Consider the following 16,755-nt stretch of genomic DNA (forward strand, 5'->3'; position numbering starts at 1 on the left):
GCGCATGACGAATCACAGCGAAACCACCGGATCCTTCGAAAACAGTGGTATCCCGGGCGATGAGTCCCCGGCCGATCCGTCCGCGCACACCGAGCAGGTGACCCTGCGCACCCCGGCCGAGCTGGCCGACGCCCTGCCCTACCTGCTGGGCTACCGCCCGGAGGACAGCATGATCCTGGTCGCGCTGCACGACCGCGGCGGCAAGGGCAGGTTCGGCGGCCGGGCCCGGCTCGGCCTCCCCGCGCACGAGGAGGACTGGGAGGAAGCCGCGCGCCAACTGGCCCGCGGCCTGGTCACCGGCAGCGAACGGCGCGGCGCCAGGCCCGAGCAGATGGTGGCCTACGTCTGCCAGGAGCCGGCCCCGGGAGAGACCGGCAGCGACGTCAAACGCCGGCTCGCCCGCCTCGCCCGTCTGATGCGCGTCCAGTGCGGCGACCTCGACGTGCCGGTCGTCGAGGCCCTGTGCATCTCGGACGGCCGCTTCTGGTCGTACTGCTGCCCCGTCGCGGACTGCTGCCCGCCGGACGGCACGCCGATGGGCCTGCCCGGCACCTCCGTGCTCGCCGCCGCGGCCACCTACGCCGGCTTCCAAGTCCGGGGCACGCTCAAGGAGTTGCGCGCCCGGCTCCAGCCCTGGGAGACCACCGCGGCACTGGAACAGGAGCTGGCCCTGGACACAGCCGGCATGGACCTCGTGCCCCGCATCCTGGACGAGTCGGGGCGCGCGCAGGTGGCCGAGGAGACCCTCGCCCTCGCCGAGCGCCTCCTGCACCGCCTCTCGGCGGCGGCCCCGGTCGCCGGGGCGCTCCCGGCCGACCTGCGCGACGACGGCCTGATCGGGCACGACGAGGCGGCCCTGCTGATCCTCGGCCTCCAGGACCGCGACACCCGCGACCGGGCCGCCGCGTGGATGGAGGGCGACGCGGCCCAACCGGCGCTGCGCCTTTGGCGTTCCCTCGCTCGCCGCTGCGTCGGCCCCTACGGCGAGCACGCCGCCGCCCCGCTGACCCTGGCCGGCTGGGTCGCCTGGTCCACGGGCGACGAACTCGAGGCCCGCGAGGCACTGGCCATGGCCCTCGGCGCCGACCCGGACTACCTGTTCGCCCGCCTCCTGCACCAGGCCTGCAACGAAGGACTCGACCCGGAGTCCATCCGCCGGTGCCTTCGGGGCGAGCGGGCCGGGGACGCGCCCGACGCGGAACCGGATGCCGCCGGTACGGGCGCGGAACCCCTCGGAGCCGCGGAGAAGGCGGAGGACATGGAGCCCATGGAATCCGACAAGCCCGCGGAGTCCCCGGTGCCGAACGCTTCGGGACCCTCCGGGGAGCCGGACACCGGCGGGAGCGGCCGCCGACGGCGCCGGACGCGTTCCGCGACCACCGGCGGCGACGGCCCGACCGTGACCCGGACGGCCGCGACCCGGGCCGCCGGAGGCCGGCGCAGGCCGGCCGGTTCCCGCCCCGCCGCCGACCAGCCCCCGAGCCGTGCCGCCCGGCACCCCGGCGGCGCGCGCAGCCGCACCAAGGGCCCCGGCGACACCGCCGTCACCGGCGCCCCGGCGGGGGGTTTCTCCCGGGAAACGGAGGTGGAGGACGCGGGATGATCACCGCCTGACCTGGACGGGAGCGGAGGTCGCCGCCCATAATCCGACGAAGCGGAAGCGGCGCGTGCGGGCCCGGCGAACGACGTGTTTATCGTCAGGCAGACGACTATGATCGCGGCATGCCCTACGACCCGTCAGCCTTTCCGCCCTTCGCTGTCACCGTGGACCTGGTCGTGCTGACCGTTCGCCGTCATTCGCTGTGCGCGATGGCGGTGCGCCGGGGCGAGCCCCCCTTCCAGGGACGATGGGCGCTGCCCGGCGGTTTCGTCCGGGCCGACGAGGACCTCTCCCAGGCGGCGGCGCGCGAGCTGGCCGAGGAGACCGGGCTGCGGGCGCACGACCCCTCGTCCCCCGCGCAGGACAACGGGGCGCACCTGGAGCAGCTGGCCACCTACGGAGACCCCGACCGCGACCCCCGGATGCGCGTGGTCAGCGTCGCGCACCTGGCGCTCGCCCCCGACCTGCCCGCACCGCGCGCGGGCGGCGACGCCAGCAACGCGCGCTGGGCGCCGGTCGAGGAACTGCTCCAGCAGGGCGGTTACGGCCGGGACGGCGAGCCCCTCGCCCCGCTGGCCTTCGACCACGCCCGGATCCTCGCCGACGGCGTCGAGCGGGCCCGGTCGAAGATCGAGTACTCGTCGCTGGCCACCGCCTTCTGCCCGCCCGAGTTCACCGTCGGAGAACTGCGCCGGGTGTACGAGGCCGTGTGGGGGGTGGCCCTCGATCCGCGCAACTTCCACCGCAAGGTCACCGGGACCCCCGGGTTCCTCGTGCCGACGGGAGGCACGACCACTCGCCAGGGCGGCCGCCCCGCCCAGCTCTTCAGGGCTGGTGGCGCCACCCTGCTCAACCCCCCGATGCTGCGCCCCGAGGTCTGACCGGCGCGGACCCGGCCGGTCCGGGGAGCGGGCCCCTGGTTGCATCGAACGGAGGACAGAGACGGGCCCGGGGGAGCGGCACCCGCCGCTCAACCCTCCCATACACGAAAAAACCGGACAACGCACGCTATCTTGCTGCAGGTGATCCAGGCCTTCGGACTGACCAGCACCTCCCGCAAGGCGCAGCCGCCCGCCGTCGACGACGTCTCCTTCGAGGCGCGCGCCGGGCAGATCACCGTGCTCCTGGGTGCCCCCGGCGCGGGCAAGACCGCGACGTTGCGGCTGATGCTCGCCCTGGAGCAGGGGCGTGGCATCACCTACTTCAGGGGGTGGCCCCTGCACCGGATCGCCCACCCGGCGCGTGAGGTCGGCGTGCTCCTCGGTGACGTGCCGGGGCACCCGGCCCGTACGGTCCGCGGTCATCTGCGCATGCTCTGCGCGGCGTCGGGCGTCCCGGCACGCCGTGCCGACGAACTCCTCGAAGCCGTCGGCCTCGTCAGCTTCCGCGAGGAACGCCTCGGCACGCTGTCGCGCGGCATGGACCGCAGGCTCGGCCTGGCCTGCGCCCTGCTGCCCGACCCGCACACGCTCGTCCTCGACGATCCGACCCGCGGCCTCTGCGCCCGGGAGGCGCAGTGGCTGCACGACATGCTGCGCTCCCACGCCGACCAGGGCGGCACGGTGCTGATGGCCACGGGCGACCCGAGGGAGGCCGCGCGCACCGCCGACCGGGTCGTCACCCTCGACGCCGGCCGGCTCGTCGCCGACCAGGAGGCCGAGGAGTTCGCCCGCACCCGGCTGCGGCCGCGCGTGGCCGTACGCACCCCGCACGCCCGGCGCCTCGCGGCCGTACTCGCCAAGGAGGCGCGTACCGGCCGCCGTTCCGTCGAGGTCGTGCACGAGGGCGGCAACCGCCTTTCCGTGTACGGCACGACGACCGCCGACATCGGTGAGACGGCCTTCCGGCACGGCATCCTCGTCCACCAACTCGCCGACGAGGTAGGCGACATGGGGCCGGGCGCCGACAGCGGACCCGGTGCGCACGGCACCGCTGCCGACCGTGGACCGGCCGCCCCCGGCCCGCCGCCGGGCACGCCCGGGACCGCGTCCGGCCCCGGGCTGGTGGAACGGCGGGCCACGGCGAAGAGCGGGAAGATCGTGTTCGGTTTCTCCGTGCCGGACCCGTCGTCGCAGGACCGGCGGGCCGACCTGGTCGCGTCGGTCGGGCCCGCCGAGCCGGCCGGCCCCGCCGAGGACGGTCAGCACACCTCCCGCCGGCCGGAAGCGGTGCCGCGGGTGCGGGCGGTCCTTGACGACCGGGCGGCGTCCGAAGAGGTCCCCGCCCACCGCTCCGCGCCCGAGCGCCCCGAGTCGCGACGGCATCCGGTGACGGCGGATACCGGGACCACCCGCGCCTCCGGGAAACCGCGCGCCCGAGGGCCGGAGACCACCGGCGGACGCGTCGCCGCGGCGGGCCTCGCCGCGCTGCGCGCCCACCTGCCCGGAGCCGGAAGGCCCGGCCCCCGGGCACCGCGGACCGCGGACGCCCGGACCGACGGCGCCCGCGCCCTCCCGCCTCTCATCTCGGTTCGTCCCGCCCCCGCCCCGCTGTGCCCGCTGCGCTACGAACTCCGGCGGGCCGCCGGCGTCGGCACGGGGTTCTTCGTCTGCGGCGCCGCGCTCGTGATCTCCGTGCTCACCGCCGTGGTGCTGGCCGGGATCGGCCACACCCCGCAGGCCCGGCTGTTCGCGGCGTGGCCGCGCGAACTGCCGCTGCCGCCCGCCGCGCTCGCGGCCGGACTGCTCGGCGCGCTGTCTTTCGGGGACGAGTTCCGCCACCCCGCACTGGCGGCCGACCGCGGCACCGTGCCCCGCAGGCTCGGGCTGCTGGCCGCGAAACTCCTCGTCTCCGGAACCACCGCCGCCCTGCTCGCCTTCCTCGCCGTGGGCTGCGACGCCGAGGCGCTCCACCTCGTCCACGGCCGGGAGGCGACACAGGTCCCCGAGGACTGGCTCGCGCTGACCGCGAGTTGGTTCGCCCTCATGACCGGGTGCGCGTGGGCAGGCGTGCTCGCGGCCGGCGTCTTCCGGTCCACCTCGGGCGGCCTCGCCGCCGTCCTCGCCGTGCCCGTGGTCGTCGTACCCCTTGTCCACCGGGGACTTCGGGGCGCGGCCGTGGGGATGGCGGCCGATCTCCCCGCGCGCTCGCGGGAGGTGTTCCTGCTCCAGTGGCCCTTCGGAGGGGACCGCTACCTGCTGGCGGTGGTGCGACTGATCGTCCAACCCGTGGGCGGCGCACTGGTGTTGTCCCTGACGGCACTGGTGTGCGCGTATCTGTTCACGACGCTGCGAACCAGGACCTGATGACCGTTGCCCTTACGCTTCTGATCCGGCTTGTGCCCACAACTCCCCGCGGACGGCTCGTTTCCTTCCGATAAGGCGTCAATTGCGACGGTGTGAGCGATCACCCTTTCGTGTGCTTTTCACCAAAGACCTCAAGGGAGTTGGACACGGCGCCGACAAAGGACTCGTGAGTACCCTTGCGCACACCATGATGACCGCCGCCCGCTCGTCAGACTCCGGTCTGGCCGGCCCGGGCGAACTCGACCGCTACTCCTACGGCGACGCCCCGGTGGGCGAACGCGTCGGAGCGCCCGCCTGGGACGGAGGGGAATCCGAGCTGGGCCGGGTCGGCCGGCGGGCCACGGGCAACCGCGGCCGGGGGCTGCACGGCCAACTCGTCCAGCAGCTGGGTCAGATGATCGTCTCCGGCGATCTGGGCGCGGACCGTCCGCTGGTGCCCGAGGAGATCGGCCAGCGCTTCGAGGTCTCCCGCACCGTCGTCCGCGAGTCCCTCCGTGTCCTGGAGGCCAAGGGCCTGGTCAGCGCCCGTCCGAACGTCGGCACACGCGTGCGCCCGGTCAGCGACTGGAACCTCCTCGACCCGGACATCATCGAGTGGCGGGCCTTCGGCCCCCAGCGCGACGACCAGCGGCGCGAGCTGAGCGAGCTGCGCTGGACCATCGAGCCGCTCGCCGCCCGTCTCGCCGCCGGGCACGGCCGCGAGGAGGTGCAGCAGCGCCTGTGCGACATGGTCGAGATCATGAGCCACGCCATGGCGCAGGGCGACGCGCTCACCTACTCGCGCGCCGACAACGAGTTCCACGCGCTGCTCATCCAGATCGCCGGCAACCGCATGCTGGAGCACCTCTCCGGCATCGTCGCCGCCGCCCTCCAGGTCTCCGGCGGTCCGGTCACGGCCTGTGACCGGCCGAACGAGGCGTCCCTCGCGCAGCACGCGCGGATCGTCGACGCCCTCGGGACCGGCGACGGCGGTGCGGCGGAGACCGCCATGCGCCAACTGCTGACGGTCCACCCCGAGGTGGAGCGGGTGGTACCCGCCCCGCGCGAGCACTGACCCGCGCCGCGGGCGGTGCGATCGCCGAGTGTGCGCGTCGGTTCCCATGACGTGCCGGGCCCGGGGGCCGCGGCCGTCGCCGGTCCCCGCCGGATCCTCAGCAGTCCGGCGGGACCCGGCGCTGCCGCGCACGGGCCCGGCCCCACGCGCGACCTCCCTGACCCGGCCGACACGTCAGGCGTCTTCTTTGCCCATGTCCGACTGGTTTTGTTCGCTTACGGGGTGTGACTCGGGCCACGCAGATTGGGCGTAACACTCATGGGGACAGCGCGATGACCTAAGAGGTGATAGCCGCGGAGGGAATACGGACGCCGGACAAGGCGCTGTGAATCCTCCCGGCCCGCGCCCGCGCCGTCGGCCCATCCCCAGGCCGGTGGTCGGCTCCCGTCCGAAGTGGACGGTGCCGGAAGCCGTTTTCCAACGTTCCGAGAGGTTGTTCGTGTCGGCCAGCACATCCCGTACGCTCCCGCCGGAGATCGCCGAGTCCGTCTCTGTCATGGCGCTCATTGAGCGGGGAAAGGCTGAGGGGCAGATCGCCGGCGACGATGTGCGTCGGGCCTTCGAAGCTGACCAGATTCCGGCCACTCAGTGGAAGAACGTACTGCGCAGCCTCAACCAGATTCTTGAGGAAGAGGGTGTGACGCTGATGGTCAGTGCAGCAGAGCCCAAGCGCACCCGAAAGAGCGTCGCAGCGAAGAGCCCGGCCAAGCGCACCGCCACCAAGACGGTCGCGGCGAAGACGGTGACCACCAGGAAGGCCACCGCCACCACGGCCGCCCCCGCGGTGTCCGCCGCGTCGGCCGATCCCACCGAGGAGGGCGCGGCCAAGAAGGCCGCCGCCAAGAAGACCACCGCCAAGAAGGCGACCGCCAAGAAGACCACGGCGAAGAAGACGGCCGCCAAGAAGACCACGGCCAAGAAGGACGACGTCGAGCTTCTCGAGGACGAGGTCCTCGAGGACACCAAGGTCGGCGACGAGCCCGAGGGTGCCGAGAGCGCCGGCTTCGTCCTCTCCGACGAGGACGAGGACGACGCGCCCGCCCAGCAGGTCGCCGCGGCCGGCGCCACCGCCGACCCGGTCAAGGACTACCTGAAGCAGATCGGCAAGGTCCCCCTGCTCAACGCCGAGCAGGAGGTCGAGCTCGCCAAGCGCATCGAGGCGGGCCTGTTCGCCGAGGACAAGCTGGCCAACTCGGACAAGCTCGCCCCGAAGCTCAAGCGCGAGCTGGAGATCATCGCCGAGGACGGCCGCCGCGCCAAGAACCACCTGCTGGAGGCCAACCTCCGTCTGGTGGTCTCCCTGGCCAAGCGCTACACCGGCCGCGGCATGCTCTTCCTGGACCTCATCCAGGAGGGCAACCTCGGCCTGATCCGCGCGGTCGAGAAGTTCGACTACACCAAGGGCTACAAGTTCTCCACGTACGCCACCTGGTGGATCCGTCAGGCGATCACCCGCGCCATGGCCGACCAGGCCCGCACCATCCGCATCCCGGTGCACATGGTCGAGGTCATCAACAAGCTCGCGCGCGTGCAGCGCCAGATGCTCCAGGACCTGGGCCGCGAGCCCACCCCGGAGGAGCTGGCCAAGGAGCTCGACATGACCCCGGAGAAGGTCATCGAGGTCCAGAAGTACGGCCGTGAGCCGATCTCGCTGCACACCCCGCTGGGCGAGGACGGCGACAGCGAGTTCGGTGACCTCATCGAGGACTCCGAGGCCGTCGTCCCCGCCGACGCCGTCAGCTTCACGCTCCTCCAGGAGCAGCTGCACTCCGTCCTGGACACCCTCTCCGAGCGCGAGGCCGGCGTCGTCTCCATGCGCTTCGGTCTCACCGACGGTCAGCCGAAGACCCTCGACGAGATCGGCAAGGTCTACGGCGTGACGCGTGAGCGCATCCGGCAGATCGAGTCCAAGACCATGTCGAAGCTGCGCCACCCGTCGCGCTCCCAGGTGCTGCGCGACTACCTCGACTAGTCCGCCCGTACGACGAAGAAGGCCCGGTTCCCCCGTGGGATCCGGGCCTTCGTGCTGCGAGCGGCGCTCTCGTGGATCACTCTGGGTTCTCCGGTATCGACCCTGAGTGAGGAGTGCAGATGCGCCTTTCCCTTGTCCGCGCACTGATCCGGCCGCTCGTCCTGGCGGCCGCCGTCGCCGCCATACCCCTGGTCGGCGCGTCGCCGGCGTCCCCGGCGTCCCCCGGAAGCGTGGTCGTCGGGGGCTTCCCGATCGACGTCTCGCAGGCCCCGTGGACGGTGGCGCTGTCGAGCCGTGACCGGTTCGGAGGCGCCCGGGCGGGCCAGTTCTGCGGCGGAGTGGCGATCGCCCGCACCACCGTGCTGACGGCCGCCCACTGCATGGCCGAGGACGTCCTCGGCGGACCGCCGGACCACGTGCGCGATCTGAAGGTCATCGCGGGCCGCACGGACCTGCTGTCGGACGAGGGTCAGGAGATCGCCGTACGGGAGGTCCGGGTCAACCCGGGCTTCGACGGTGCGACGAACTCGGGCGACTTCGCCGTCGTCACCCTCGCGGAGCCGCTGCCGCAGAGCGCGGTCATCGGGATGGCGGGCCCGGGGGACGCGGCCTACGCGCCGGGCACCAAGGCCCTGGTCACCGGCTGGGGTGACCTGACGGGCGGCGGCGCCTACGCGCACCGGCTGCATGCCGCGAACGTGCATGTGCTCGCCGACGACCGTTGCAGCCGGGCCTATCCGGGCGGCCCAGAGGGCGTCTACCGGGCCAGCAGCATGCTGTGCGCCGGAGAGGCCGCCGGGGGTCCGGACGCGTGTCAGGGGGACAGCGGAGGCCCGCTGGTGGCCGACGGCCGGCTGATCGGGCTCGTGTCCTGGGGCAGCGGCTGCGGGCGGCCCGGCAGTCCCGGCGTCTACACACGGGTCTCCGAGGTCGTACGCGCCCTGGCACCGCAGGACGGCCGGGGCGGGAAGACGTCCGCCAAGGCCGCGGGGAGGTCCCAGAGGGTCTCCTGAGGGCCTTGCGCGACGTACGAGCACGGGCGGCTGCTCCGAGGGGGAGCGGCCGCCCGTTCACCGGCCTGGGCCGGGGCTGGCTCGTCGTACGCGCGAGATTCAGCGCTCTTCTTCGGAAGAGGTGTTCGGAACGGAGGTGAGCCGCTCCGTCTCGTCCTGTATCTCAGCGGCGATCTTCTTGAGTTCTGGCTCGAACTTGCGACCGTGGTGGGCGCAGAAGAGCAGCTCTCCGCCGCTGAGCAGGACGACGCGCAGGTATGCCTGGGCGCCGCAGCGGTCGCAGCGGTCAGCGGCCGTCAGCGGGCTCGCGGGGGTCAGAACAGTAGTCACGTCGCCTCTTCTCTAGCTCGACGAGCTGTCGTACCAGGGTCAACATCCAACCAGCCCGAAAACGTTCCCGCTCGTGGCTTTTCTTTCGAAAAAATTTTTCCGGGTCGGCTGTCTGCTGCCGGTTGGCGGCGAATGTGCCGTAGTGCGTCTCTTGGGTGCTTACGGTTTCGCGCTGTCTAGTATCTCGGTCCTCCCGGCTGGCTTGCCGGTTGTTCATGAGGACGTGCCCGGAGCCTAAATGGTTCATGCCTCCAAGGGAACGTGATATGTACTTCACCCCAACGAGGGATCGAACGTGCATGCGAGTCTGGACTAGTCTGAGGAGCCGACGAGGGTGGCGTTACACCGGCTCTACCAGGCCTCGGTACCCTCTGTCCGGCGACCGAAGCCTCCCCCTTACCCAGAAGGGGGCAATCTGAAATTCAGCGAGGAGCGAACCGCGTGACCGCCGATACGTCCGTGCCGTCCACAGCGCTGCTGGCAGGAGCAGACCGGGACGGTTCCAACTACACCGCGCGGCACCTGCTCGTCCTTGAGGGCCTCGAAGCCGTGCGCAAGCGCCCCGGCATGTACATCGGCTCGACGGACAGCCGCGGTCTCATGCACTGCCTGTGGGAGATCATCGACAACTCGGTGGACGAGGCCCTCGGCGGCTACTGCGACCACATCGAGGTGATCCTCCACGACGACGGCTCCGTGGAGGTGCGCGACAACGGCCGTGGCATCCCCGTGGACGTGGAGCCCAAGACCGGCCTGTCCGGCGTGGAGGTCGTCATGACCAAGCTCCACGCGGGCGGCAAGTTCGGCGGCGGCTCCTACGCGGCCTCCGGCGGTCTGCACGGCGTCGGCGCCTCCGTGGTCAACGCCCTCTCCGCCCGCCTGGACGTCGAGGTGGACCGCAGCGGCAGCACGCACGCGATCAGCTTCCGGCGCGGTGTGCCGGGCGCCTTCTCGGGCGCCGGCGCGGACGCGAGGTTCGAGGCCAAGAGCGGCCTGCGCAAGGCCAAGAAGATCCCCAAGACCCGCACCGGCACCCGCGTGCGCTACTGGGCCGACCGGCAGATCTTCCTCAAGGACGCCAAGCTGTCCCTGGACACGCTGCACCAGCGCGCCCGGCAGACCGCCTTCCTGGTGCCCGGCCTGACCATCGTCGTCCGCGACGAGTACGGCCTCGGCGAGGGCGGCAGCAAGGGCGAGGAGTCCTTCCGCTTCGACGGCGGCATCAGCGAGTTCTGCGAGTACCTGGCGAACGACAAGCCGGTCTGCGACGTGCTCCGCTTCTCCGGCAAGGGCACCTTCAAGGAGACCGTGCCGGTCCTGGACGAACACGGCCAGATGACCCCCACCGAGGTCGCCCGCGAACTCGGCGTGGACGTGGCGCTGCGCTGGGGCACCGGTTACGACACCACCGTGCGATCCTTCGTCAACATCATCGCCACCCCCAAGGGCGGCACCCACGTCTCCGGCTTCGAGCAGGCCCTCACCCAGACGATGAACGACGTGCTGCGCGCCAAGAAGCTGCTGCGCGTCGCCGAGGACAACGTCGTCAAGGACGACGCCCTGGAGGGCCTCACCGCGGTCGTCACGGTGCGCCTGGCCGAGCCGCAGTTCGAGGGCCAGACCAAGGAGGTCCTCGGCACCTCGGCGGCCCGTCGCATCGTGAACAACGTGGTGTCCAAGGAGCTGAAGGCGTTCCTGACGGCCACCAAGCGGGACGCCGCGGCCCAGGCCCGCGTGGTCATGGAGAAGGTGGTCGCCGCCGCCCGGACCCGTGTCGCGGCCCGTCAGCACAAGGACGCCCAGCGGCGCAAGACCGCCCTGGAGTCCTCGTCCCTGCCGGCCAAGCTCGCCGACTGCCGCAGTGACGACGTCGACCGCAGCGAGCTGTTCATCGTCGAGGGCGACTCCGCGCTCGGTACGGCCAAGCTGGCGCGGAACTCCGAGTTCCAGGCCCTGCTGCCCATCCGCGGCAAGATCCTCAACGTGCAGCGGTCGTCCGTGACCGACATGCTCAAGAACGCCGAGTGCGGCGCGATCATCCAGGTCATAGGAGCGGGCTCGGGCCGCACCTTCGACATCGACCAGGCCCGCTACGGCAAGATCATCATGATGACCGACGCCGATGTGGACGGCTCGCACATCCGCTGTCTGCTGCTCACGCTGTTCCAGCGCTACATGCGGCCCATGGTCGAGGCCGGCCGCGTCTTCGCCGCGGTGCCCCCGCTGCACCGCATCGAGATCATCCAGCCGAAGAAGGGGCAGGACAAGTACGTCTACACGTACTCGGACCGGGAGCTGCGCGACAAGCTCATGGAGTTCCAGAGCAAGGGCATCCGCTACAAGGACTCCATCCAGCGCTACAAGGGCCTCGGCGAGATGGACGCCGACCAGCTGGCCGAGACCACGATGGACCCCCGCCACCGCACCCTGCGGCGCATCAACCTGTCCGACCTGGACGCCGCGGAGAAGGTCTTCGACCTCCTGATGGGCAATGACGTGGCCCCCCGCAAGGAGTTCATCTCCAGCTCCGCGGCGACCCTGGACCGCTCCCGCATCGACGCGTGACGCGCCGCGCCGGCCGATACGCGGCGGCGGGCCCGGACCGCCCGCCGTACCGCGTCGGCCGGAGCGTGGGGCGGCGCACTTGCACGAGCCCGCTCACCGGGCCTGTCCCGCCCCCGCTCACCGAGCCTGTCCCGCCCCCGCCCCGCCCGGCACGAGCCGGGCGGGCCCGGAGCCCACGGCATCTGTTCTCCACCCGGGGGTGGAGAACAGCCGCCGAAGATCTCCACCTGTGATCCACCCGGGCTCCGATCTCCCGACCTGCGGATTTCCGTAACTTCGAAGCGTCGGCAGCGCCCGCCGCCGGCACCGTCTTCAAGCCCACGGAGGATCCGATGGTGGGGCTCACCAACGCAGTGGTGGTCGTGGCCGTCGTCGCGCTCGTGCTGGTACGGCAGTTCCGTGCCCGCCCGATCAACACGGACCGGCGCTGGTGGCTGCTGCCGGTGATCCTCGGTGCCATAGCGCTGCGCGAGCCCGGCATCCTGGACGTGCACCACCAGGCGGAATCCGCCGTGCTGCTCGCCGTGGAACTCCTCATCGGCCTGGCGATGGGCGCGGGCTGGGCCTGGACCACCCGCGTCTGGACGGAGCCGGACGGTGTCGTGTGGACCAAGAGCACCAAGGCGAGCGCGGCCGTCTGGATCGCGGGCATCGCCCTGCGCATCGGCGGCTACGGCCTCGGCGCCGCGCTCGGCCTGCACCAGCACAGCTCCGCCCTGATGCTCGGCTTCGCCGGCTCCCTGCTGGTCCGCGGCGGAATTCTGACCTGGCGAGCGCGTATCCTCGTCGCCCCGGCCGCCCTGTCCACCCCGCCGCTGGGCGCCTCGCCCCGCTTCGCCGCGGCGTACGGTGACAGCGGCAGGCCCGCGGAGAAGGAGCGCGCGTGAGTGACAACGCCTGGACGCGGTGGCCATCGAGAGAGGCGCTCGGCCGCGCCGGCACCACCCGGCCCCGCCGTCTGCTCGCCTGGGCCGTCCGGGTCCTGGTGATCGGTCTGCTGCTGTGGGGTGCCTACAACCAGAAGCACGCCGGTGTCTGGACCGGGCTCGCCGCGGCGGCGGGAGTCGTCGCCGCCGGCTTCCTCGCCTGGGCCTTCTTCCGCACCACCTACCAGCACCGCGTGGTGCCCTCCCTCGTGCTGTTGGCCGCCATCATGGGCATCGCCGTCGCCGCCGAGGCCTCGGGATTCACCGCGCTGGCCCTCGTGCTCTGGTGCGGCTGCGGCATCACCGCCCTGGAGCGGCTGCCGCTCGCCGCCGCGGCCCCCGTGACCTCGGCGGGACTCGCCGCGTACTCGGCCTTCAACCACGACGTCTGGCTGACCACGGCCGCCTCCGTGGCGGGCATGGCCCTCGCCGGCTACGTCATGCGTCTGGACGCGGAGGCCCGCGGCAACGCGCAGCGGCTGCTCGACCAGGAGCGGGCCGCCCGGGTCGCGGAGGCCCATTCGGCGGCACTCGGCGAGCGGGCCAGGATCGCCCGCGAGATCCACGACGTGCTGGCCCACAGCCTCTCCGCGCAGCTCGTGCACCTGGAAGCGGCGCGGCTGCTGATCGAGACGGGCGCCGACCGCGAGCGGATCCTGGAGCGGGTGGTGGCCGCCCGGGGCATGGCCCGCGACGGCCTCGCGGAGACCAGACAGGCCCTGTCCGCGCTGCGGGGCGAACTGACCCCGCTGGAGGACTTCCTCGGCGAACTCGTCAGCGGAGCCGAGGGCGCGGCGGTCACCGTCACGGGTGAGCCCAGGCCCCTGCCCGCCGAGGCCTCCCAGGCCGTGCGCAGGGTCGCCCAGGAGGCGCTGACGAACGTCCGCAAGCACGCCCAGGGCGCCAAGGTGGATCTGAGGCTCGACTACAGCGAACACCAAGTGACGCTGAACGTGCGGGACTCGGGCGGACGGCCGGGCGATCTCACCGGCTCCGGAGGCGGGTACGGTCTGCTCGGTATGCGTGAGCGCGCCGAACTGCTGGGCGGCTCGCTGGACGCGGGGCCGGACGAGGAGGGGTTCGTGGTGACGCTGAAGGTGCCCGTATGACCGGGACGGAGGGGGAGAGGAAGCCGGCGCGCGTGGTGGTCGCCGACGACCAGACCGTGGTCCGGGAGGGCATCGTCATGCTGCTCGGGCTGCTGCCCGGGGTCGAGGTCATCGGCGCTGCCGGGGACGGCGAGGAGGCGGTGCGCCTGGTAGGGGAGCTGGCTCCGGACGTGGTGCTGATGGACCTCAGGATGCCCCGCTGCGACGGCGTGGAGGCCACCCGGCGGATCCGGGAGCGGTACCCCGGGACCCAGGTGGTGGTGCTCACCACGTACGCGGACGACGAGTCCCTGTTCCCCGCGCTGCGCGCCGGGGCCCGGGGGTATCTGACCAAGGACGCGGGCGGCGAGGAGATCGTAAGGGCCGTGGAGAGCGTGCTGTCGGGAGACGCGGGGCTGTCGCCGAGCGTCCAGCGCCGGCTGCTGGAGCGGCTGTCCCAGCCCGAGCCCCAAGCGCCGGTCGCGGTCGCACCCGCCCCGCCGGACGGGCTGACGACGCGCGAGACCGAGGTCCTGGTGCTGATCGCCGAGGGGCTCAGCAACCAGGAGATCGCCCGTCGGCTGCACGTCTCGACCGCGACCGTGAAGACCCACATCAACAACCTGTTCGCGAAGACGGGCCTCAAGGACCGGGCGCAGGCGGTGCGTTACGCCTACGGCAAGGGCCTGGTGCGGCCGCCCACGGGATGAGTCACCTGATGGGGTGAAGAGCCCGGAGAAGAAGAGTCACGGAACTTCCCGGTCTGTCCATCCTGGGACATGCAGTCAAGCAACGATCGTGCCCACGAAGCGGGGGACGGTCCCGGGAGTTCGGCCGAGCACGCGAACGACCACGGAACCCCCGCCCGCGCCGCGCGGCACGAGGACCCCTGGTCCCCCGCGCCGGAGCCGGGCTGGGGAGAGCCGGACGGCACCGAGGCGCCCGTGTCCGCCGTACCGCCCCCGCGCGGGCAGGAGCGGGCCGCGGCGGCGAGGGACGCCCGCGAGGTGTACGCCGAGGTGCAGCGCAGCGCGGCCTTCCAGGAGGTGCGCGGCAGGTACCGGCGGTTCGTGGTGCCGGGCGTCGCGGTCTTCCTCGGCTGGTACGTGGCCTACGTGGTCGCGGCGACCACCGCGCCGGGGCTGATGGCACGGCCCGTGGCGGGCGTGGTGAACGTGGGGATGCTCGCCGGGCTCGGACAGTTCCTCACCACGTTCCTGTTCGCCTGGGCCTACTCCCGGCACGCCCGGTTGCGGCGGGACCGGGCCGCGCTGGAGCTGCGCTGGGACACCCAGGAACTGGCCCGGGAGGCGCGGGGAGGCGCCTTGTGACCGGCGATCACCAGACCCTGGCGCTGCTGCTGTTCAGCGGTTTCGTGGCGGTCACCCTCGGGATCACGACATGGGTGAGCCGGCGGCGGCGCGGTTCGGCGGAGGAGTTCTACGCGGGAGGGCGACTGTTCTCCCCGATGGAGAATGGTTTTGCCATCGCGGGCGACTACCTCTCGGCCGCCTCCTTCCTCGGCGTCACCGGGCTCATCGCGCTGTACGGCTACGACGGGCTGCTGTATGTGGTGGGCTTTCTCGTGGCGTGGCTGGTCGTGCTGTTCCTGGTGGCCGAACTGGTCCGCAACTGCGGGCGGTTCACCCTGGCCGACGTGGTGGCCGCGCGGATGAGCGAGCGTCCGGTGCGGATCGCGGCCGGCACCTCCTCGGTCACGGTGTCCGTGCTGTACCTGGTGGCGCAGATGGTCGGCGCGGGCAGCCTGGTGTCGCTGCTGCTGGGGCGGACGAGCGGGGCGGCGCAGGCGTGGACGGTCGTCGGGGTCGGCGCGCTGATGGTCGTCTATGTGTCGCTGGGCGGAATGCGGGCCACCACCTGGATCCAGATCGTGAAGGCAGTGCTGCTGTTCGGCGGGACCGTGGCGCTGACCGTGCTCCTGCTGCTGCGCTTCCACGGCGACGCCGGCCGGCTGCTGCTCACGGCCGCGCAGCGCAGCGGGCACGGGGACGCCTTCCTGGCGCCCGGCCTGAAGTACGGCGGCGACTGGACCGCCCGCCTCGACTTCATCAGCCTGGGCCTCGCACTGGTGCTGGGCACGGCCGGGCTGCCGCACATCCTCTCCCGCTTCTACACGGTGCCGACCGCGCGCGCCGCCCGCCGGTCCGCGGTGTGGTCCATCGGTCTGATCGGCTGCTTCTATCTGATGACCGTCCTCCTCGGGTTCGGGGCCGCGGCGGTCGTGGGGCCGGGGGCGCTGCGCCGTTCCAACGCGGCCGGGAACACCGCGGTGCCCCTGCTCGCCCTCGATCTGGGCGGCGGCGCGGGCTCCACGGGAGGAACGGTTCTGTTCGCGGTGGTCGCCGCCGTCGCCTTCGCCACCATCCTCGCGGTGGTCGCCGGTCTCACGCTCGCCTCCTCCGCCTCCGTGGCCCACGACCTGTACGCGTCGCTGCGGCGCCCGCGCGGCGGGGCCCGCGGCGAGGTGGCGGTGGCGCGGTTGGCCGCCGTGGGCATCGGCGCGGTGGCGATCGCGCTCGGCCTGCTCGCCCGGGACCTCAACGTCGCCTACCTGGTCGGACTCGCCTTCGCGGTCGCCGCGTCGGCGAATCTGCCGGTGCTGATGTACTCGCTGTTCTGGCGCGGCTTCACCACCCGAGGCGCGGTGTGGGCCGTGTACGGCGGACTGGTACCGGCGCTCGGACTGGTGCTGCTGTCCCCGATAATGTCCGGCTGCCCCGGTTCGCTGTTCCCGGGCGTGGACTTCCAGTACTTCCCGTTGCAGAACCCGGGCATCGTCTCCATCCCGCTCGGCTTCCTCGCCGGCTGGCTGGGCACCGTCACCTCGGACGAGACCCCGGACGAGGCCAAGTACGCCGAGACGGAAGTGCGGTCCCTCACCGGCGCGGGGGCCGTCTAATGCCGCGCCGGGCGTCGCGAGCCGGTGCACCTTTCCGGTCAC

13 protein-coding genes are annotated in these 16,755 nt (G+C 72.3%); 12 read left to right on the forward strand and 1 reads right to left on the reverse strand.

Annotation, left to right across the window (positions count from 1 at the left end; all coding sequences use genetic code 11):
- Positions 1-4 precede the first annotated feature (4 nt).
- From BLW85_RS28435 to BLW85_RS28460, 6 genes are all read left to right on the forward strand, one after another.
- On the forward strand, positions 5-1,603 hold the full coding sequence (locus BLW85_RS28435) for a DUF4192 domain-containing protein (RefSeq protein ID WP_074993683.1): 1,599 nt from the start codon (positions 5-7) through the stop codon (positions 1,601-1,603).
- Positions 1,604-1,722: 119 nt separating this feature from the next.
- Positions 1,723-2,481, forward strand: coding sequence for an NUDIX hydrolase (locus tag BLW85_RS28440; protein ID WP_070023010.1), 759 nt, complete (start codon positions 1,723-1,725; stop codon positions 2,479-2,481).
- A 141-nt stretch (positions 2,482-2,622) separates the two neighbouring features.
- Complete coding sequence (locus tag BLW85_RS28445; RefSeq protein WP_079172652.1) at positions 2,623-4,845, forward strand: ABC transporter ATP-binding protein; 2,223 nt, start codon at positions 2,623-2,625, stop codon at positions 4,843-4,845.
- Between the two features lie 166 nt (positions 4,846-5,011).
- Complete coding sequence (locus tag BLW85_RS28450) at positions 5,012-5,899, forward strand: FadR/GntR family transcriptional regulator (protein WP_070023009.1); 888 nt, start codon at positions 5,012-5,014, stop codon at positions 5,897-5,899.
- A 439-nt stretch (positions 5,900-6,338) separates the two neighbouring features.
- Positions 6,339-7,871: an RNA polymerase sigma factor gene (locus tag BLW85_RS28455; RefSeq protein WP_070023030.1), complete on the forward strand. Its 1,533-nt coding sequence runs from the start codon at positions 6,339-6,341 to the stop codon at positions 7,869-7,871.
- Between the two features lie 119 nt (positions 7,872-7,990).
- Entirely contained in the window at positions 7,991-8,884 is an 894-nt protein-coding gene (locus BLW85_RS28460) for a serine protease (RefSeq protein ID WP_074993687.1), read from the forward strand.
- Between the two features lie 99 nt (positions 8,885-8,983).
- Here BLW85_RS28460 and BLW85_RS28465 read toward each other — a convergent pair whose 3' ends face one another.
- On the reverse strand, positions 8,984-9,214 hold the full coding sequence (locus BLW85_RS28465; RefSeq protein WP_070023007.1) for a DUF7455 domain-containing protein: 231 nt from the start codon (positions 9,212-9,214) through the stop codon (positions 8,984-8,986).
- Between the two features lie 441 nt (positions 9,215-9,655).
- On the opposite strand from BLW85_RS28465, the gene BLW85_RS28470 reads away from it, so the two are divergent.
- The 6 genes from BLW85_RS28470 to BLW85_RS28495 all read left to right on the forward strand — a co-directional run bounded on the left by BLW85_RS28470 (position 9,656) and on the right by BLW85_RS28495 (position 16,713).
- Positions 9,656-11,779: a DNA gyrase/topoisomerase IV subunit B gene (locus tag BLW85_RS28470; RefSeq protein WP_070023006.1), complete on the forward strand. Its 2,124-nt coding sequence runs from the start codon at positions 9,656-9,658 to the stop codon at positions 11,777-11,779.
- Positions 11,780-12,111: 332 nt separating this feature from the next.
- Complete coding sequence (locus BLW85_RS28475; protein WP_074993689.1) at positions 12,112-12,666, forward strand: CcdC protein domain-containing protein; 555 nt, start codon at positions 12,112-12,114, stop codon at positions 12,664-12,666.
- Positions 12,663-13,814 carry a sensor histidine kinase gene (locus tag BLW85_RS28480; protein ID WP_074993691.1) on the forward strand — a complete coding sequence of 384 codons (1,152 nt, stop codon included), beginning with the start codon at positions 12,663-12,665 and terminating at the stop codon, positions 13,812-13,814. Before BLW85_RS28475 ends, BLW85_RS28480 begins: the two co-directional genes overlap by 4 nt.
- A complete protein-coding gene (locus BLW85_RS28485; RefSeq protein WP_070023003.1) occupies positions 13,811-14,503 on the forward strand; it encodes a response regulator transcription factor in 693 nt (230 codons plus the stop codon). Before BLW85_RS28480 ends, BLW85_RS28485 begins: the two co-directional genes overlap by 4 nt.
- Positions 14,504-14,572: 69 nt before the next feature.
- Positions 14,573-15,124, forward strand: coding sequence for a DUF485 domain-containing protein (locus tag BLW85_RS28490; RefSeq protein WP_074993693.1), 552 nt, complete (start codon positions 14,573-14,575; stop codon positions 15,122-15,124).
- Positions 15,121-16,713, forward strand: a complete 1,593-nt coding sequence (locus BLW85_RS28495; protein ID WP_074993695.1) for a solute symporter family protein — start codon at positions 15,121-15,123, stop codon at positions 16,711-16,713. The genes BLW85_RS28490 and BLW85_RS28495 overlap by 4 nt, the downstream gene beginning before the upstream one ends.
- Positions 16,714-16,755: the final 42 nt, after the last annotated feature.

This window comes from Streptomyces misionensis, assembly GCF_900104815.1.
In the GTDB taxonomy this organism is placed as follows: Bacteria; Actinomycetota; Actinomycetes; order Streptomycetales; family Streptomycetaceae; genus Streptomyces; species Streptomyces misionensis.